The sequence below is a fragment of the Pseudomonas aphyarum genome (genome assembly GCF_028657055.1).
Taxonomy (GTDB): domain Bacteria; phylum Pseudomonadota; class Gammaproteobacteria; order Pseudomonadales; family Pseudomonadaceae; genus Aquipseudomonas; species Aquipseudomonas aphyarum.
Map to the genome: position 1 here is coordinate 119,864 of NZ_JAMDGS010000005.1, position 18,058 is coordinate 137,921.

The 18,058-nt window shown below is 57.3% G+C and carries 17 protein-coding genes; 11 read left to right on the top strand and 6 right to left on the bottom strand.

The features are described 5' to 3' along the window. The first annotated feature begins 11 nt into the window (after positions 1–11). The 4 genes from M5G18_RS07370 (at position 12) to M5G18_RS07385 (ending at position 3,443) form a co-directional block, all read left to right on the top strand. A complete protein-coding gene (locus tag M5G18_RS07370) occupies positions 12–905 on the top strand; it encodes a nucleotidyltransferase domain-containing protein (protein WP_273897357.1) in 894 nt (297 codons plus the stop codon). Continuing rightward, on the top strand, positions 895–1,659 hold the full coding sequence (locus tag M5G18_RS07375) for a Cap15 family cyclic dinucleotide receptor domain-containing protein (protein ID WP_273897358.1): 765 nt from the start codon (positions 895–897) through the stop codon (positions 1,657–1,659). Before M5G18_RS07370 ends, M5G18_RS07375 begins: the two co-directional genes overlap by 11 nt. Beyond that, a complete protein-coding gene (locus tag M5G18_RS07380) occupies positions 1,656–2,105 on the top strand; it encodes a hypothetical protein (RefSeq protein ID WP_273897359.1) in 450 nt (149 codons plus the stop codon). Before M5G18_RS07375 ends, M5G18_RS07380 begins: the two co-directional genes overlap by 4 nt. A gap of 294 nt (positions 2,106–2,399) precedes the next feature. Then, on the top strand, positions 2,400–3,443 hold the full coding sequence (locus tag M5G18_RS07385; protein ID WP_273897360.1) for an AcrVA2 family anti-CRISPR protein: 1,044 nt from the start codon (positions 2,400–2,402) through the stop codon (positions 3,441–3,443). A gap of 173 nt (positions 3,444–3,616) precedes the next feature. Here M5G18_RS07385 and M5G18_RS07390 read toward each other — a convergent pair whose 3' ends face one another. Further along, positions 3,617–4,048 (bottom strand): type II secretion system protein N, encoded by a 432-nt coding sequence (locus M5G18_RS07390; protein ID WP_273897361.1) that lies wholly within the window; start codon positions 4,046–4,048, stop codon positions 3,617–3,619. 133 nt (positions 4,049–4,181) lie between these two features. Between M5G18_RS07390 and gspH the strand changes: the two genes are divergently transcribed. Both gspH and M5G18_RS07400 read left to right on the top strand, forming a co-directional pair. Further along, positions 4,182–4,634 (top strand): type II secretion system minor pseudopilin GspH, encoded by a 453-nt coding sequence (gspH, locus tag M5G18_RS07395; RefSeq protein WP_011334577.1) that lies wholly within the window; start codon positions 4,182–4,184, stop codon positions 4,632–4,634. Then, complete coding sequence (locus M5G18_RS07400) at positions 4,631–5,239, top strand: prepilin-type N-terminal cleavage/methylation domain-containing protein (RefSeq protein ID WP_039773261.1); 609 nt, start codon at positions 4,631–4,633, stop codon at positions 5,237–5,239. Before gspH ends, M5G18_RS07400 begins: the two co-directional genes overlap by 4 nt. A gap of 141 nt (positions 5,240–5,380) precedes the next feature. Here the strand turns inward: M5G18_RS07400 and M5G18_RS07405 are convergent, their stop codons facing one another. From M5G18_RS07405 to M5G18_RS07415, 3 genes are read right to left on the bottom strand one after another with little or no spacing between them, the layout of a single operon-like run. Next, positions 5,381–6,319, bottom strand: a complete 939-nt coding sequence (locus M5G18_RS07405) for a FecR family protein (RefSeq protein WP_273897600.1) — start codon at positions 6,317–6,319, stop codon at positions 5,381–5,383. 33 nt (positions 6,320–6,352) lie between these two features. Beyond that, positions 6,353–6,904, bottom strand: coding sequence for an RNA polymerase sigma factor (locus tag M5G18_RS07410; RefSeq protein WP_011334580.1), 552 nt, complete (start codon positions 6,902–6,904; stop codon positions 6,353–6,355). Next, complete coding sequence (locus M5G18_RS07415; protein WP_420793307.1) at positions 6,901–7,647, bottom strand: STN domain-containing protein; 747 nt, start codon at positions 7,645–7,647, stop codon at positions 6,901–6,903. Before M5G18_RS07415 ends, M5G18_RS07410 begins: the two co-directional genes overlap by 4 nt. 123 nt (positions 7,648–7,770) lie before the next feature. Here M5G18_RS07415 and M5G18_RS07420 point away from each other — a divergent pair, with 123 nt between their 5' ends. Beyond that, positions 7,771–8,115 carry a hypothetical protein gene (locus M5G18_RS07420; protein WP_273897363.1) on the top strand — a complete coding sequence of 115 codons (345 nt, stop codon included), beginning with the start codon at positions 7,771–7,773 and terminating at the stop codon, positions 8,113–8,115. Here the strand turns inward: M5G18_RS07420 and M5G18_RS07425 are convergent, their stop codons facing one another. Beyond that, positions 8,116–8,556 (bottom strand): carboxymuconolactone decarboxylase family protein, encoded by a 441-nt coding sequence (locus M5G18_RS07425; RefSeq protein ID WP_007959341.1) that lies wholly within the window; start codon positions 8,554–8,556, stop codon positions 8,116–8,118. Between the two features lie 310 nt (positions 8,557–8,866). Between M5G18_RS07425 and pdxR the strand changes: the two genes are divergently transcribed. The 4 genes from pdxR to M5G18_RS07445 all read left to right on the top strand — a co-directional run bounded on the left by pdxR (position 8,867) and on the right by M5G18_RS07445 (position 12,307). Next, positions 8,867–10,303, top strand: a complete 1,437-nt coding sequence (pdxR, locus tag M5G18_RS07430) for a MocR-like pyridoxine biosynthesis transcription factor PdxR (protein WP_207982991.1) — start codon at positions 8,867–8,869, stop codon at positions 10,301–10,303. A gap of 121 nt (positions 10,304–10,424) precedes the next feature. Continuing rightward, the gene (locus tag M5G18_RS07435) at positions 10,425–10,718 is read left to right on the top strand and encodes a putative quinol monooxygenase (RefSeq protein ID WP_007959339.1); all 294 of its coding nucleotides are present in this window, start codon (positions 10,425–10,427) and stop codon (positions 10,716–10,718) included. Positions 10,719–10,945: 227 nt separating this feature from the next. Beyond that, positions 10,946–11,365 (top strand): cupin domain-containing protein, encoded by a 420-nt coding sequence (locus tag M5G18_RS07440; protein ID WP_273897364.1) that lies wholly within the window; start codon positions 10,946–10,948, stop codon positions 11,363–11,365. Positions 11,366–11,593: 228 nt separating this feature from the next. After that, positions 11,594–12,307: an ATPase gene (locus M5G18_RS07445; RefSeq protein ID WP_273897365.1), complete on the top strand. Its 714-nt coding sequence runs from the start codon at positions 11,594–11,596 to the stop codon at positions 12,305–12,307. 422 nt (positions 12,308–12,729) lie between these two features. On the opposite strand, the gene M5G18_RS07450 is transcribed toward M5G18_RS07445, so the two are convergent. Continuing rightward, positions 12,730–17,616, bottom strand: coding sequence for an NAD-glutamate dehydrogenase (locus M5G18_RS07450; RefSeq protein ID WP_273897366.1), 4,887 nt, complete (start codon positions 17,614–17,616; stop codon positions 12,730–12,732). Positions 17,617–18,058: the final 442 nt, after the last annotated feature.

Here is an 18,058-nt window from a genome sequence, read left to right on the forward strand (position 1 = left end):
GTATATAGCAAATGGGAATACCAGAATCGCAGCTAGAAACTTGGTCCCACCAGGGGTCCATCACGCAATCTTCTGAGACTTACGGCATTATTAAGAGAACTTTAGAAAACGATAAAGCGCCGTACAACGGGAAAAACTATAAAATATTCTTGCAGGGTTCCTATGGCAATGACACCAACATTTACACCGAGAGCGATGTAGACGTAATTATACAGCTTGATGATGTCTATTACAGTGACACATCAGACCTATCGCCGGAAGACAAGGAAGCTTATGACCTCGCATTCATACCGGCCACCTATTCTTACGATGAATATAAAAAAGACGTACGCAATGTCTTAGAAGACAAATTTGGTAAAGACGTGAGTGTAGGTTCAAAAGCGCTAACCATAGCTGCAAACGGGAATCGCCGAAAAGCAGATGTTATCGCAGCCATGCAATATCGACGCTACTCTAGCTTTAAAAATTCTCACACTACAAATTTCGAGGAGGGAATTTGCTTCTTCAATGATGAAAATAAAATCATCGCAAACTACCCTAAACAACACTCCTCAAACTTAACATTGAAGCACCAAGACACTAACAAGTGGCTAAAACCAATGATTCGCATAATAAAAAATCTTCGAAGCAAACTAGTCTCCGATGGTTTATTGAAACCCGGCATCGCTCCATCGTATTTCCTTGAAGGGCTGCTCTACAACATACCTTCAGCAAAATTCGGTTCGAGTTATGGTGATTGCTTCGTGAACGCAATAAACTGGATTCAGCAGGAAGCAGACAAATCCAAATTAGTGTGCGCAAATGAACAATATTACTTGCTATGGAATAACTCGCCAACTTCCTGGGAAAAAGCCGATGCTGAAGCGTTTTTAACCGCCGCAACCAAGCTATGGAATGATTGGTAACCTAACCACGCCAAACCACTCCAACCAAAATACACAGCTTCTCCTGTTACAAGCACGCCAGTGCTCTAGCGCTATTTTATTAAAAGCAACAGATAAGGATATAAAAATGCATGAATATGTTGTGGCTCATCACGACAGGAAAAAAATATATTATTCGGCTGCTATTTTGTCGAGCCTAGCTGGCGGGATCATAATTTACGTAATCACTAAAATCAACGGCCTTACTGGATTAGCAATCGCAGGACCTTCAGGCGCAGTTTTATTTTTTTTATTATTCCTAATTTTTGACTTGTGGATATGGAAGTTTAAAATCCTATATGAGTGGGGAATTATAAAAATCCCAAATATTGGTGGTGATTGGATGGCTGAAATCTCGAGTGGGGCATCCACCAACAAACCCTCAACCGCCGAAGACACGGCGAGTAAGACTCAAGAAATTATTCTTGCCAATTTTAAGGTACACCAAAACTACTCAAGGCTTCTTATAAAGTTAGACACGAAGAACTCCGAAAGCATATCTCAGATGGCTTCGCTAGTCATGGTAAGCCCGGAATGCTTCAAATTGCGATATGAATATTTAGCGAAGTACAAGAGAGATACCAACTCACCACCCTTAATGCATTACGGAGTAACTGAGTTCACACTAGAAAGTGCGAACTCTATTTTTGATTCAAAATATGAAGCTTCGTATTATACGGAGTTATCGCGCGACTCCCATGGAAGCATAGTAATATCTAGAGTTTCAAAAAAATGAACCCAGAACTTACTCGCAAACTAGAAAACTATATCGCACGCAATGGCGAGACTGCCCTGTTGGATTTGATCAACGGCACTCTACCCAACGCCGAGCCTAAAACCTTGACTATCATCGCTAATGGGGGCGTTCATCCATTGCAAGACATTCATAAAAGAGGTGAGGTTTTTTTTGCCTCCATGGGAAGTATTAATTTTGAGAACATCGAAACTGCTGAAAGTGAATTGAAGGACATCCTGACAAAAGTTGCACACAAATTAAAATCTGAGCTATGGAGCAAAATTTATATTGTTCCGTTTGGCCCCGCTATTTTATCTATGCAAATAAAGAGCTTAGTATACAAAGTATTAAACCAAGAAACGATTGATGTCCTGCATGCTGGCTCCGGAGTTCATTTTGACATTTCCATTGACACAAGAAGCATTGCAATCTCCGCCAAGGGCTAAAACCTCACAACCACTAATTAAGTATATTTTCAGACCAAAAAATGACAACAAAAATTGATTAAAATCAGGACGGGTTTATTTTCTTTTAAAATAGATCCGCCTACCTTTTGATACGACGAGTTTATTCGACTTTCGCAATGTCAGAATTTCATTGTTCGACGTACGAGCCCTATAAATTTTCATTGTATTCTACTGGCAGACTGGAGGAATATGGACATCACATACAAATTGCCACATCCGGTGAGAATCACCTGTTCTCAATATACTGAGATGTGCACGCAGGCGAGGGACCAAGTGTACGACGAAGTCTTCGCCGGGCTGGACATTGAAACTTGCTCAATAGACTACTTGACACAGACGCTGATGAGGCTACGGCCTGATATATTTTCTTTGCATCGCTCTGAAAACTTGACTGATCATATGGCGGGAATCGCGCTTAGTACAACGCTATACTCTTACAAATTCAGGCGTCAGGACGGCAACATCTTGACAACATCAAACTTTCTTGATGAGATTTTGGAACAAACAGAAATTGGCGATGACGTGCCAGTAGATTATCTTCGCCCACCGTTTAAAACTTGTTACATCGAATTCACAGAGAGCCGAAGCTCTTCACTCAAAGTCTATAACGAGCTTACACACGAGCACATACTAGAAGGCGTATATATAAGTGAGACCCTGATTAATCCAGGCTCAATGGAAATGAAGCGTTATAACGATAGCCCGTTGGTGGATGTGAGCAAACCGCTGAGAATTCTAGACCTAATGTTCACAGGTTCGCCATTGGGTAAAGCACATGTAGAAGATGACGCACTGCGAGTGCAAGGATTTTACATACAGGATGGGATGCGAACAATAAAACAGGAGCTCAGTCGAGTCGAGGAAAAATACGGCCAAGATGATGATTTCACAGGTGACATGAGCTATTTATCTGAAACATTAAATCACATGGCCAAGGTCCTATTATTTATTAACTGCAAGCAATACCGCGACACAGCTTTCAATGAACGTAAGGAACTTAGAAAAAAAATCACTTCATTGAAAGGTATAGGTAAGATTCGTAAATTTGAAGATAAGCTTCGGAAGACCTATGACAGAGTTGTGATTAGTCCAGTGGATAATGTGGTCTATGAATCTGATGCAGGGTTTAATCACGCGAAAAATGTAAAGGAAAAACGTACTCATTGGAGGAAGGGGCATTTTCGAATGCAGCCATACGGCCCTGGAGCTAGCAAGAGAAAGATTCTATTTATAGAGCCGACAGTCGTTGGTGGCGTATTTGCAAAGAAAAAAAGCTATGACGTGAAGGAAAAAGCTGCTTCGCCTTTAGGTTTGTAGACGCTTCTATGCCCATAACCGAGGGCCGTCGGGAGATGATCTCCCCACTCCTTGATAGGTGCCATTGAACAGCAGTTTTTGGCCGTTTTCTGCCGGTGTTCAATGGCTTTAAAGGGTATAGAGGCTCCGCTCCCGAAAGGTTGCTTTCGGCCGATCACTACCTACCTAAGAAATCACGGCCTAACCAACCTAGGCATCTCCACCCCCTCCCCCAACCTCTCCAACTCCAACCGCACCCTCTCCCCACCCTGCTCAATCACCACCCCATCCCCCTCCACCGCCACCAACCTCACCCCAGGACTCACCCGCTCCCCCTGCAAAAAACTCCTCGGCGGCCCATCGTTCAAACTCAAAATCGCCACCGCCCCACGACTCCCCGCCATCACGCCGCTTACCTTGATCTCCACCGGCGCCGTGCGGTTGGAAAACCACTGCAACGCGGGATTGTCACTGCGCGCAGCGAGCAGTTGCGGCGTAGCCGCCGGGGTGTGGGATTCGGCAGTGGTCAGGAGCAGGGATGACCAGGTGGCGATGCCGACCAGGGCGGCCAGCAGTGCGGCGGCCTGGATGATTTGGGGGGGTGAAAAGCGTGCGGTGTATCTCATGGGCTGAATCTCCTTTTAGTCCCGGTGACCAGACTACGCGGCAATTCTCACGGTTTTATTTCACACGCCTTACATGTTGGCCGTGCAGGATGGTTTTTTGGGACGGGGCTGGACGCAAGGGAGTGCGCATTCGATGAACCGGTGCAGGCAGCAGGGTTTTACGCTGATCGAGTTGATGGTGGTGCTGGTGATCATCGGCATCGCCAGTGCGGCGATCAGTCTGAGTATCAAGCCCGATCCGTTGCAGTTGCTGCGCAAGGACGCCGAGCGCGTGGCGCAGTTGCTGCAGATTGCCCAGGCGGAGGCGCGTGCGGATGGCCGGCCGATTGCGTGGTTGAGCGATGGCAAGGGGTTTCGGTTCAGTCGGCGCAGTGACAGTGGCAAGGGCTTTGATCATTTCGATCGGGACCCGCAGTTGCGGCCGCGTCCCTGGCAGAGTCCGAAGCTGGAGGTGCGGGTGGAGCCGAAGCAGAAAGTGGTGCTGAACGCGGAGTGGATCAATCCGCCGCTGCAGTTGACGCTGTCTGACGGGCTCAATCGGTTGAGTGTGCTGCGGGATGCTTCGGGCCGGATTAGCGTGCAATGAACAGACAACAAGGTTTTACGCTGATCGAGGTGATGGTCGCGATTCTGTTGATGGCGGTGGTCAGTCTGATTGCCTGGAAGGGGCTGGACAGTGTCACGCGCGCCGACAGCCATTTGCAGGCCAGTGGTGAGCAGAGCGACAGCCTGTTGCGGGCGTTGAATCAGATGCAGCGGGATGTGGAGATGCGCGCAGGGATCGAGCTGACGGAGCCGAAGAAGGTCGGCACCGAGGATGAACCGGCGACTGCCCCGCCCGCGCTTACCGTGCGCAGCAGTGACAGCAAGGGGTTTCGGCTGGACATCATTCGTAGCGCGGCGGATCAGCCGGGGGCTTTGCAGCGGGTGCGCTGGTGGCTCAAGGGGGACACGCTGTATCGCGCGGTGGCGCCGGCGCGCAGTCGGTATCCGTTGCCGGCGCCGACGGCGGGGGTGGCGGTTTTGGGTGAGGTCAGTGATTTGCAGGTGCGGGTTTGGGAGGCGGACAAGGGGTGGCGGCAGTTGAGCGGGAATCGGCGGGAGGATCCGTTGGGGTTGGAGGTGCGGTTGACTCGGCAAACACCGCAAGGGCCGGAGAAGTACCGACAGGTTATGGGACCGTTGCAGTAATTTGGATCACTGAGGTCCCTGTGGGAGCTGGCTTGCCAGCGATGGGGCCTGCGCATCCAACATCTGATTGCCTGACATACCGCTATCGCTGGCAAGCCAGCTCCCACAGGGTTCTATGGTGTTTGTGGGTGTTGTGTTGGGTTAGCTGAGGACGACTACGCCGCCCGGTAGCTCGGTGCATTTGACGCCGTAGGCATCGCGGATCAGTGCGCCTACGCCGGCCAGTTGATCGAGGGAGAAACGTGCTTGTACGCGGCGCTGGCCAAGTTCGCGGTTGAGCAACAGCAACATGCCTGGGCGGTAGCGGTTGATCTCGTCGATCATCTGGCTGAGGCTCGTGCCGTTGAACACCAGTACCTGCTGACGCCAGTTCATCACCGCCGCCGTGTCGACGCTTTGCACGGTGCCCACCTGTTGCGCGTCATAGGTCAATTGCTGGCCCGGTTCCAGGCGCAGGCTACGACCTTCAACTTCCACTTCTACCGCGCCATCGAGGCACGTCACGCACACCTGCTGATCAAGGTTACGCAGGTTGAACCGCGCCTTGCTCGCCCGCAGCCATCCGCCACCGGCCTGCATCGCCATCGGCAGCCGTGCGGTCTGCACTTCGACTTCACCGCTGACCAGTTCAAATCCCTGCACGCCCTCATCAACCGAACGCTGGTTGATGCGGGTCTGGGTGTTCAGTTCCAGGCTCAGGCCATCGGCCGGTTCGACCCGGCGTTGCTGGCCAACCTCGGTGATGTAATCCGCGCCAAGCCCGGAGAACCCGCCCGGAATCGTGCCGCGTACCAGCAGGAACGCCGCCGATGCGGCAATCGCGCCACCGAGAAAGGCCCGGCGTCCAAACCGACGTGGCGCCTGCGTCGCTTCGGCCGCCGGTTGCAGCAGGTGCCACAAGGCTTTGCACTCTTCGAAGGCGCGGGCGTGTTCGGGGCTTTGGGCGCACCACTGGCGCAGCGCTCGGGCGTCGGCGACCGTGGCGCGGCCGGAGGTCAGCAGGATCAGCCAGTCGCGGGCTTCGCTTTGCAGACGCTCGGCAGGCGTGGGCTCGGCAGGTGTCAGACGGAAGATGTTCAAACGCACAGGTACTCGACGGGTTGATCGGGAGCTTCATTCACTAGACGGTTTTCCGGCCCCGCGACCGAACCGCTGAAACACTTTTCTTTCCAGTTTGGCCGCGCAGTGTCCGAGGGCAGCCTTGATTTCCTTCTCGACCATGCGCGTGGAGATGCCGAAACGCTGGGAGATTTCCAGGTGCGGCGCTTCTTCCAGCCGTGCGGCGATGAAGATTCGGCGGCGCCGGGCCGGCAGCTCGTAGAGGGCACTGAGCAGGGACTGGATTTCCTTCTGGCCACCGACCACACGCATCGGGTCCAGCGCTTCGTCGCTGACCTGCAGCAGTTCTTCGACTTCGCTGCCGGTGAGCAGCCGCGCATCGGCCTGACGGCGGTCAGCGGCGATGTTCAGGGCCATGCGATAGAGGTAGGCGTTGGGCCGCAGCAGGTTCGGCGGCGCTTCCATGCGGTCGACCCGCAGGTAGGTTTCGTGCAGCACGTCGTTGGCCAGGTCCTCCGAGCCGAGACGGCGTCGCAGGCGCACCCGAAAGTCCTCGTAGGACGTCAGGAACAGCTGGACCATCGAACTTTGTCCGGCGTCTTTCATCCCCCGGAAACTCCTTCCCATTGTGTGCATTCCATGCGCTTTCCTGACGATTCGGGTAACAACAGCAACGTGACTGGCTGGCGCAATGCGCCGGGTGTGGGCCGGTCGATCCTGAGCGTGTGAAAACTGTCTACCAGCGCTGCATCGCGCCGAACATCGCCGGTGGTGGTGACCAACCGGTTGTGCTGCACCACGCCGTCGCGGCCGATCCACAGCTGCAACACCGCGCGAAAACTGCCGGGCCGGGTCAGCGGCGAGCGGCACAGGTTGCGTTCAATCGCGGCCTGCACCGCTGTGGCATAACTGCGGTTGACGGCTGCGCTGGCGGGGGTCGGTTTCTCCGCCGTTATTGGTACTTCCTCGACTTGCGCAACCTGCAAGGTGAACGCGTCGTCGCGGCTGTACTTGGCCATCAACCCGCTGCCGCCGAGCATCCGGCGCAACGCTTCGGCGGCGGTGAATTCGCCATCCACCGCCAACGAGCGCCGACCGCGACTCAACTGGCTGTCGACCAGCACCGCCATGCCGGTGGCGCGGCTGAACTGATCGAGGGCGCGGGCCAGTTCCTGGGCCGGGATGTGCAGCGTCATGCGCATCGTCGCCGGCATCGGGTCGGCGCCGGCACGGCTCAGAAACAAGCCAAGCAGCAGCCCCAGACAGAGCTGGCGCACGAGCGCTGAGCGCACAACATCCTCCCTGGCACGGCCTCGCTGCACGGCTGATGTATCCCTGAAAACCGTCATCCTGAGGGCTGTTTATGAATCTGGTGTGACGACCACTGCAAAAAAACCATCACGGGATCGACGCCGCCGTTGCACTAGACTCTTGAGCTAGAGCGGCCCCTTCGGGCCGGCCAGGAGGCAGGCATGAAATCAGTCTGGAAAGTCGTCTTCGGCGGGTTGTTGCTGACGGTGTTGGGCGGTGCACACGCGGAGGAGCCGCTGGGCTGTGTCGAGGTGACGGTGGGTGGCTACAAGGCGCCGAATTACGATTGCCTGAGCCAGCAGATGGGCAACAACCCCGACGGCGCGGCGGCTGCGCAGAAGAATCAGGAAGCGATGAATGTGCCGGTCAACAAGCGCCCGCCGAATCAGGTGGGACTGGCGACGCCGGCGGCCACCAGTACGCGGATGGGCAACACGTTTGGCACGTCGGTGAAACCGCAGCGGCCACCGGTGAATCCCGGCGCTTCACCGCTGCTGGGCAAGTGATCAGTCGCTGGGAATCTGGCGAAAACTCACCGCCAGGCGATTCCAGCTGTTGATGGTGCTGACGGCCATGGTCAGGTCCACCAGTTCGGTCTCGTTGAACTGTTCCCGCGCCTGCTGGTAAACATCGTCAGGCACCCGACTGTCCGCCAGCAGCGTCACGGCTTCGGTCCAGGCCAGTGCGGCCCGCTCGCGCAGGTTGAAGAAGCCGCTGTCGCGCCAGACGGCGATGGCGTACAGCCGTCGATCCGTCTCCCCTGCCCGCCGTGCTTCCACCGAATGCATGTCAGTGCAGAACGCGCAGCCGTTGAGTTGCGAGGCGCGGATCTTGATCAGGTGCAGCAGCGGCGGTTCGATGCTCAGGCTGCTGGTCAGCGCTTCCAGGGCAATCATCGCTTTCATGGCTTTGGGTGAAGCGCTGTAGTAATCCAGACGCGGGGACATGGGCGGGCCTCGGGCAGCAGAAGAGTGATTTCACGGTAAACGCTGGCTCGGCAACGTTACAGCCCCAATTTCACGAAAAAACGGCAGACCACTGCATCCAGTCAAACACAGTACTTGTGGGAGCTGGCTTGCCAGCGATGGCGGTATATCTGCTGACACTAATGCTGGATCCGAAGGCCTCATCGCTGGCAAGCCAGCTCCCACAGGGCTCTATGCCAATTTGGGGGATTTGCACTACGCAACTTCTGCCGATACTGCATTCGGGAGTAATCTGGCCGGCACATTCAATCGCCCGGAGAGCCCCCTCGGTATGGAACTTCATGTCGTGATCAACGGCCGCAAGGACCTGGCCGGTCAGTTGTACCAGCAACTGCGCGGCGCCATTGAATCCGGGCGTCTGGCCGCCGGCACCCAGTTGCCGCCCAGCCGTTTGCTCGCCGAGCAACTGGGGATCTCGCGCAAGACCATTTCCGACACTTACGCGCAGCTCACCTACGAGAATTTCCTCACTGGCGTGATCGGCAAAGGCACTTACGTCAACGCCCGCTCGACGCCGGTCCAGCGCAAGCAAAGCCATTCCGAACTGGCCAGTTCCGAGGTGATCGAGAGTTGGCGCAATCTGCCGGTGTTCCTGCGGCATCCAACGCTCGAGGGTTCGCTGCGCTATGACTTCATCGGCGGCGCCACCAGCAAGGGCCAGTTTCCCCAGGATGACTGGCGCCGCTGCGTCTCTCACGCGCTGCGGCAGATGGCCAATTCCAAAGGGTTCTACAGCGTGCCGGAAGGCCTGCCGGCGCTGCGCAATGCGATTGCCCGGCACATCGCGTTTTCCCGTGGCGTGAACTGTCAGGACGAGGACATCGTGGTCTGCAACGGCGCGCAACAGGCGTTGGATTTGATCACCCGGGTGTTGATCCGCCCCGGCAGTCTGGTGGCGATGGAAGATCCCGGTTACCCGCCGGCGCGGCTGCTGTTTGGCACTCACGGGGCGACGGTGGTCGGCGTGCCGGTGGATGCCGAGGGCATTCAGGTCGAGCGGATTCCCGAGGGCACGCGGCTGATTTACGTGACGCCGTCGCACCAGTTTCCGCTGGGCATGCCGATGAGTCAGGCGCGGCGCGAGGCCCTGCTCGAACGGGCCCATGAGCTGGGCGCGATCATCATCGAAGACGACTATGATAGCGAGTTCCGCTACGAGGGCCGCCCGACCGATTCGCTGCACAAGCTCGATCAGCGCGGCATCGTCGCCTACGTCGGCACCTTCTCGAAAACCCTGTTGCCGGAGCTGCGCCTCGGCTACGCGATCCTGCCGCCGGCGATCCTCGAGGCGGTGATCCGCGCCAAGCAGCTCACCGACCTGCACGCCTCTACCCTGCCGCAATGGGCGCTGGCGAAGTTTATCGCCGAAGGATGCCTGCTCAAGCACATTCGCCGTTGCCACACCATTTACGCTCAGCGCCGCGAGCGGATCCTGGCGCGCATGGCCACCGATCTGTCGCCATGGCTGGAGGCCGTGCCGCCCAGCGCGGGATTTCACATGGCGGTGTTCTGCAAGGTGCCGATCGACTTGCCGCTGGTGATCGAACTGGCGAAAAAGGTCGAAGTCGGGCTGTACGCCATCGATGGCTTCTATTATCAGCAGCCGGCAAGAAGCGGGATGTACTTCGGTTTCGGCGCCATCGAGACGCTGGACATCGACATCGCACTCGACCGCCTGCGCGACATTCTGCAACAGGTTGTTGGGTAGATTGGTCTAAACGTTTAACCGCCGATTGGTTATTGGTGATCCGGGGGGGGCAGGCCTATCCTGCACAAGCGTTATCCCTCAATGAGCAGGATTCGTCCGGCCTGATTCAGGAGTGTGAGCAATGTCCAACGAAGTGATCAACACCGTACAGGTGCAGGCTGCAGCCGGCCGATCGGAGGAGCTGGGCAAGCAGTTGCAGAAGATCGTCGAAACCCTGCGCGAAACGCCGGGCTGCGATTCCTACATGGTCGACCGCTGCCCCGAGGACAGCCACCGCTGGACGGTCAGCGCCCGCTGGCAGTCGGAAGCGGCGATGCAGGCGCATTTCAATCGCCCGGAAGCCCAGGGCTTCATCGACCTGATCGACAGTCGTCTGGCCAATAGCGTGGATTTCAACTCTTTTCCGATCGTTTGACTTACTGACGCCATCGCTGGCAAGCCAGCTCCCACAAGGTTTTGTATCGTTCACAAATCATATGAACGACACAAAAACCTGTGGGAGCTGGCTTGCCAGCGATGGCGTATTTGACTGCGCGCAATTTCGCAGATTGGTCACCCAAACTTCCCGAATATTGGCCGTTTGAATACCCCGGCACGCGGACTACTGTGATTACCGACTCCCCCACTCATCAGGTGATCACCATGAAAGTCCTGCACTTGCTTGCCGCCCCGCTCGCCGCTCTGGCCCTCACCATCAGCGCTTCGGCACTGGCCCACGGTACCGATTCGCCGTCCGAAAAAATCTCGGTGCTGCAGGATCAGATGCTGAAAAACGTCCCCGGCAAAAAAGCCATGATGATCGAAGTCGATTACAAACCCGGCCAGTCCTCGATCGCCCACAAACACGACGGTACCGCCATGGCTTACGTGCTGGAAGGCGAGATCGTTTCCCAGGTCAAGGGTGAGCAACCGACCACCTACAAGAAAGGTCAGTACTGGTACGAGCCGGCCGGTTCCGAGCATTTGATCTCGAAAAACGCCAGCAAGAGCAAGCCAGCCAAGTTGCTGGTGTTCATGGTGCTGTCGCCCGATGAGAAAGTGTTGATCCCCCTGGAAAACTGATTGCTGTTACGTCAGCCATAAATAAAAACGCTCAAATCGTCGATTTGGGCGTTTTTAATGCTGGCCGCAATTAACCTGCGCGGCTTACAGCAAATCAAACTATTGGTCTCCTGATAACTTCGCTGATTGGTCGTTTCATAAAACCGCCACAGGTTTAGTCTGATTCAACTGCCACAAACAGTGGCGACTTAAACTTTCCGACTGAAGTTGTTTCACGGGAGAAACACCATGAAACCTGCGTTCGCCAGCACTCTGTTCCTTTCACTGCTGACACTGACGGCCTGCTCGGTTCCCACCGCGCCCAAAGCGGTATCGTCGCTCGACACCTTGCTGCCCCACCCGGTGGGCCGCAGCCACATGACCACCGTGAAGGCCGGCCCGGGCGTGTCGCTGGGCGTGATTTACAGCCCGAGCACCCAGACCAACCGCGACTACCTGCGCGACTATCAGGCCAACGCCGGCACCGGTTTCGGCCAGAGCCTGCTGGTGCAGCCGATCCACGATGCCTACGTCGCCACCTCGAAACCGGACATGGCGGTGGATTGGGTCAAAGCCTCGCTGCAACGCCAGTTCGGCTCGGTCACGGTGTATCCGGACATGCAGAGCCTGCGCGCGGCCAACCCAGATGTGGTGGCGATCGTCGACACGCACAGCCAGTTGATTACGTCGCGCAGTTCGGACGTCAAGGCGGATGTGAGTGCGGACTTTTATGATGGGAAGTTCAACTATATCGGAACAGCCAAAGGCACCGACGCTAGAGCATTGAGTCCGTTATGGGCGGACTACAAACGTTCGGAAGATATCGTGGCGGATATTAATGAACAGCAGAATGTGCAAGTTCGGGCGTTGCAGAAGTTTGACCAGTCGCTCAGTAATTTATTGACCAGGTCGGCAGGTAACGTGTCGATGCTTGAGAGTAAACAAGGTCTTAGTGTGCGGTGATAGTTAGACCGCTGCCCTCACCCTAGCCCTCTCCCGGAGGGAGAGGGAACTGACCGAGGTACTTGTTGGAAATGCACCGACGTGAAATACCGGGGCGAACTCAAGTTTGAAAAGCATGAAGATCGGCTCCGTTGCGGTGATGGTTAGACCGCTGCCCTCACCCTAGCCCTCCCGAAACGTCGGACCGCCCGTAGGGAGAGGGGACTGACCTAGGTGCTTGTTGGAAATGCACCGACGTGAACTACCGAGTCGAACTTGAGTTTGAACAGCATGAAGATCTGCTCCCTTTCCCCCTCTCCCCTTTGGGGAGAGGGCTGGGGTGAGGGGCTGGATCTGTGCATCAACTGATAAATACCGCCGAACAACAGGCATAAAAAAACCCCGCCTCTTTCGAGAGCGGGGCTTTTTCATTCAACAGCTACTCAAGCAAGCTCAAGCTCCGCAGTCGCAGCAGCAGGCACGACCGCCTGACCGCTCAGCGCCACGTCGTTCAGCTCGCGGTTGGCCACCGCGTACATGGCGTAGTCGGTGCCGCTGGCGGCACGGATTTCCACCAGCATGGCGCGCCAGCGTTCGATCATGGCGTCGTTCTGCTTCATCCACAGTGCCAGACGGGTTTCCACGTCCGAATCACCGCCGCCCGCTTGCAGCACGGCGATGGTGATCGCGCGTTGCTGCCAGTCGACGTCGTCGCGGAACGCTTCGCGGGCCAGGGCCTGCCAGTTGTTTTCAACCGGCAAGGCGCTGATCTGCGAAATGTACCAGGTGATGTCCAGCGCACTGCCCACGGCGAAGTACGCCTTGGCCACTTCGGCTGGATCCTGACCGGTGACGTCGGCCGCTTCGATGATCGGCAGCAGCGTGTAGAGGTGGGTAGTCCCCGCCACCATACGCGCCAGCAGTTCCGGAACACCGGCGGCGACGTACGCCTGATAACGCTCTTGCCAGTTTTCGCGGATTTCGCCGCTCAGCAGTTCGTCCAGCTTCAGGCCCAGCTCTTTCAGGTGCGGACCGAAATGCGCGACGTCACGGGCAGCGTTCTGCTCGTTGCGGCGGGCACGCAGGAACCAGCGCGTAGCGCGACGGCCCAGACGCATCAGCTCGTCCATCAGCTCCAGCTGCACGTCAGCGGAAACCTGGTAGTCCAGGGCTTCGATCTGACGGAACCAGTGCGGGAGGTGGAAGATGTCACGCACGATCACATAAGCACCAGCCACGTTCGCCGGGGTCATACCGGTGGACTCTTTGAGTCGCTGAACGAAGGTGATGCCCATGTGGTTGACCAGATCGTTGGCGATCTGGGTGCTGACGATCTCGCGCTTCAGGCGGTGACGACGCATGGCTTCGGAGAACTTGCTGACCAGGGTCGGCGGGAACGCCGTTTCCATGTCGCGGGTCAGGTAGTCGTCGTCCGGCACCAGGGAGCCCAGCAGCTGCTCCTTGAGGTCGATCTTGCTGTACGAGATCAGCACCGACAGCTCTGGACGGGTCAGGCCATGGCCTTCGGCAACGCGTTCGGCCAGTTGCTCTTCGGTCGGCAGGAACTCGATGGCGCGATCCAGCTTGCCACGGCCTTCCAGGTCGCCCATCAGACGCTTGTACTCAGCGATGCGCGCATAAGCGCGACGGGCCGCCAGGGACAGGGCCTGAGTCTGCTTGTAGTTGTTGCCCAGCACCAGACCACCGACTTCGTCGGTCATGCTCGCCAGCAACTGGTTGCGTTGCTTGTCGGTCATGTCGCCGGCCTGAACCACTTCGTTCAGCAGGATCTTGATGTTTACTTCGTGGTCGGAGCAGTCCACGCCACCGGCGTTGTCGATGAAGTCGGTGTTGGAACCGCCGCCATTGAGACCGAATTCCACACGACCCAGTTGGGTCATGCCGAGGTTACCGCCCTCGCCCACCACTTTGCAGCGCAGTTCGTTGCCGTTCACGCGCAGTGCATCGTTGGCCTTGTCGCCGACATCGGCGTGGCTTTCGGTGCTGGCTTTGACGTAAGTACCGATACCGCCGTTCCACAGCAGATCTACCGGCGCCTTGAGCAAGGCGTTCAGCAGTTCGGTCGGGGTCAGCTTGTCGGCCTGGATGTCGAAGCGCTCTTTCATCTGTGGCGAGATGGCGATGCTCTTCGCGCTGCGCGAGAAGATGCCGCCGCCTTCGGACATGATGCTGGTGTCGTAGTCGGACCACGCGGAACGCGGCAGGTCGAACATGCGCTGACGCTCGACGAAGCTGGTGGCCGGGTTCGGGTTCGGGTCGATGAAGATGTGCATGTGGTTGAACGCGGCAACCAGTTGCAGCTTGTCGGACATCAACAGGCCGTTACCGAACACGTCACCGGCCATGTCACCCACGCCGACTACTGTGATGCTGTCTTCCTGAACATTGATGCCGCGCTCGCGGAAGTGGCGCTGTACGCCAACCCACGCGCCCTTGGCGGTGATGCCCATTTTCTTGTGGTCGTAACCGGCCGAACCACCGGACGCGAACGCGTCACCCAGCCAGAAGCCGTAGTCGATGGCGATGCCGTTGGCGATGTCGGAGAAGGTTGCAGTGCCCTTGTCCGCCGCGACCACCAGGTACGGGTCATCGTCGTCATGACGCACGACGTTGGCCGGCGGTACCAGTTTGCCGTCCTTCAGGTTGTCGGTGATGTCCAGCAGACCCGAGATGAAGATGCGGTAGCAGGCGATGCCCTCGGCCGCGATTTCGTCACGGCTGCCGCCCAGTGGCAGGCGACGCGGCAGGAAGCCGCCCTTCGCACCCACCGGCACGATGACCGAGTTCTTCACTTGCTGGGCTTTTACCAGGCCGAGGACTTCAGTACGGAAGTCTTCTTCACGGTCGGACCAGCGCAGGCCACCACGAGCAACGTTGCCGAAGCGCAGGTGCACGCCTTCGACACGTGGCGAGTAAACGAAGATTTCGAACTTCGGAACCGGTTTCGGCAGTTCAGGAATCAAGTGCGGGTTGAACTTGAAGCTGAAGTACGACTTGTTCTGGCCGTTGGCGTCAGTCTGGTAGAAGTTGGTCCGCAGGGTCGCTTTGATCAGGTCCAGATAACGACGCAGGATGCGGTCTTCGTTGAGGACTTGAACGTCGTCCAGCGCGGTCAGGATTGCCTGTTCCAGACGCTGTTGCTTGTCGTCCAGATCATCGCTGCCGAGCTTGCGGGCCAGGTAGAAACGGGTCTTGAACAACCGGGTCAGTTCGCGAGCGATGTCGGTGTGGTTGTTCAGGGTGCTGGCGATGTAGCCGAGGTCGAAGCCCAGGCGGATCTGCTTCAGGTAACGGGCGTAGGCACGCAGCAGCGCAACGTCGCGCCATGGCAGGCCGGCGGTCAGCACCAGACGGTTGAACGCATCGTTCTCGGCATCGCCACGGACGATGTGGACGAACGCGTCCTGCAGGGTGTCGTTGAGTTGCTGGATATCCAGGTCCAGGCCTTCGGCAGCGGTGAACGCGAAGTCGTGGATCCAGAACTCGCGGCCGTTGGTGTGACGCAGACGGTACGGGAATTCACCCAGCACGCGCAGGCCGAGGTTTTCCAGGATCGGCAGTACGTCGGACAGTGCCAGGGGGGTATCGGCGTGATACAGCTTGCAGTGCAGCTCGCGCGGGCCGGAGGCCAGCGGCTGGTAGAAGCTCATGGCCAGCGGCTTCTTCTCGCTCAGGTTAAGCAGGTGCTGCATGTCGACCACGGCCGAATGCGCGGCGAAACGCTCGCGGTAGCCGGCCGGGAAGCCTTTCGGGAAGTCGGCCAGCACGTTGGTGCCGTTGGCTTCGCCGAAGGTTTCGACGGTCAGGGCGGCGTAGTCGTCCTGCCAGCTGCGGCAGGCCTGGATCACTTCGTTTTCCAGTTGCAGCGGGTCGATGTCGATGCGGTTTTTCGGGTCGACGCGCAGGATCAGTTGCACGCGGGCCAGCACGGACTCGGAGAAGAAGGTCCAGAACTCGCAGTCGGAGGCTTTCAGGCGCTCCATCAATACTTGCTGGATCTTCTGGCGAACTTCGGTGGAGTAGATGTCGCGCGGCACGTAGGCCAGGCAGTAGCAGAAACGGCCGTACGGGTCTTTGCGCAGGAATACGCGGATCTTGTTGCGTTCCTGGATCTGCACGATCGACATCACGGTGCTGAACAGTTCGTCGACCGGGGTCTGGAACAGGTCGTCACGCGGCAGCACTTCCAGAACCTGAGCCAGTTCCTTGCCCAGGTGAGCCTTGGCCTGGAAGCCGGAGCGACGCTCGATTTCCTCGACCTTGCGGCGGATGAACGGGATGACACGCACGCTTTCGCCATACACCGACGAGGTGTACAGGCCCATGAAGCGGTGTTCCTTGATGACCTTGCCGTCGGCGTCGATTTCACGGATCGACACGTAGTCCGGGTAGGCCGGACGGTGTACGCGGCTTGGGTGTGCAGCCTTGGCGAACGACAGCAGCGTCGGTTCGCGCAGGTAGTTCACGGCGTAGTCTTCGATGTGGCGGTCTTCGTTGGTCAGACCAGTGCGCAGCATCTTGGTCAGGCCAAGGAACGAATTCTGGTCGTATTCGATGTGGCCGCCGTCGGCCTGGTCGACCACGGTGAATTCTTCGTAGCCGAGGAAGGTGAAGTGGTTGCCCACCAGCCATTCCAGGAAGCTCTTGATTTCGTTCTTCTCGCCGGCATCGACGGCAAATGCGCTGTTGTCGAGCTTGGTGAGGATTTCCTGCACCTTGGCCTTCATCGGCTCGAAATCGGCGACCGCGACGCGGACTTCACCCAGAACCTGTTCCAGTTCCTTGCTCAGCACATTCAGTTCGGCCGCGTTGGCGCAGCGGTCGATTTCCAGGTACATCAGCGACTCGTGCAGGATGCCTTCGCCGCTGGTGCCCTTCGGCAGGATTTCCAGCAACTCGCCCTTGCTGCCACGACGCACGCTGAGCACGGTGGTCTGCAGGGTGTGGATGCTGTAGCCGCGACGGTTCAGCTCGGTACGCACCGAGTCCACCAGGAATGGCAGGTCATGGTGCAGTACTTCGACCGCGGTGTGGGTCGACTGCCAGCCGTGACGTTCGTAATCGGGGTTGTAGACGCGCACTTGCGGTTGCGCGTGATCGAAGCGTTCAAGCAGGCGCCACGCAGAAAGAGTACAGCCAGCGAGGTCGGAGAGGCGACGTTGGGTCAGCTCGTCCAGGGAAATGATGCCGAAGAATTGTTCAGCGAACAGCGCCACTTGTGGCAGTGCCTGTTCACTGATGTGCTGCGCCAGTGCCGCTTGCAGTTGGTGCTGGAAGTCGGCTTTGCTGGCTGCGGTGAAGAACGCCATCTGTGGTACTCCGCTTGGGCTTGTTATTGATGGAAAGCGTCGCGTACAAAACCCCTTTCGGGGCGTTCCGTCGCCCTGTTCCTGAATCTCGGGCAGAGGAAACAGGGTGACAGGTGGGTGAAGCTGGACGAGACACTCAGGTCACATTCACCTTCCATGAATGGGCATCTGCAAAAACGACTGTCCGGCATGCCGACAATGTCTTTACGGGTACTCATCCGTTGCGCAGCTTAATGGGTGCGACAATGTGTCTGCTTGCGGTGCTGCGACATATTCGGTCATTGGCACGTAAACAAAGGCTTGTGCATCGGTAAACACTAGCATTCATGGGGCGGAACGCCGGTCTGAATCCCCGTTTTTACGGTACAGGCGTGCCAGGAATGACCATTGACCTGTGTCGCGTTCACGACACATCCTCTGACACTCTCACATGCAGAAATTC

Coding starts and splice junctions, on each gene's coding strand:
- M5G18_RS07370 (WP_273897357.1), top strand. CDS start 12: ATGGGAATACCAGAATCGCAGCTAGAAACTTGGTCCCACCAGGGGTCC.
- M5G18_RS07375 (WP_273897358.1), top strand. CDS start 895: ATGATTGGTAACCTAACCACGCCAAACCACTCCAACCAAAATACACAG.
- M5G18_RS07380 (WP_273897359.1), top strand. CDS start 1,656: ATGAACCCAGAACTTACTCGCAAACTAGAAAACTATATCGCACGCAAT.
- M5G18_RS07390 (WP_273897361.1), bottom strand. CDS start 4,048: ATGAGATACACCGCACGCTTTTCACCCCCCCAAATCATCCAGGCCGCC.
- gspH (WP_011334577.1), top strand. CDS start 4,182: ATGAACCGGTGCAGGCAGCAGGGTTTTACGCTGATCGAGTTGATGGTG.
- M5G18_RS07400 (WP_039773261.1), top strand. CDS start 4,631: ATGAACAGACAACAAGGTTTTACGCTGATCGAGGTGATGGTCGCGATT.
- M5G18_RS07410 (WP_011334580.1), bottom strand. CDS start 6,904: ATGAAAGACGCCGGACAAAGTTCGATGGTCCAGCTGTTCCTGACGTCC.
- M5G18_RS07415 (WP_420793307.1), bottom strand. CDS start 7,647: ATGACGGTTTTCAGGGATACATCAGCCGTGCAGCGAGGCCGTGCCAGG.
- M5G18_RS07420 (WP_273897363.1), top strand. CDS start 7,771: ATGAAATCAGTCTGGAAAGTCGTCTTCGGCGGGTTGTTGCTGACGGTG.
- M5G18_RS07425 (WP_007959341.1), bottom strand. CDS start 8,556: ATGTCCCCGCGTCTGGATTACTACAGCGCTTCACCCAAAGCCATGAAA.
- pdxR (WP_207982991.1), top strand. CDS start 8,867: ATGGAACTTCATGTCGTGATCAACGGCCGCAAGGACCTGGCCGGTCAG.
- M5G18_RS07435 (WP_007959339.1), top strand. CDS start 10,425: ATGTCCAACGAAGTGATCAACACCGTACAGGTGCAGGCTGCAGCCGGC.
- M5G18_RS07440 (WP_273897364.1), top strand. CDS start 10,946: ATGAAAGTCCTGCACTTGCTTGCCGCCCCGCTCGCCGCTCTGGCCCTC.
- M5G18_RS07445 (WP_273897365.1), top strand. CDS start 11,594: ATGAAACCTGCGTTCGCCAGCACTCTGTTCCTTTCACTGCTGACACTG.
- M5G18_RS07450 (WP_273897366.1), bottom strand. CDS start 17,616: ATGGCGTTCTTCACCGCAGCCAGCAAAGCCGACTTCCAGCACCAACTG.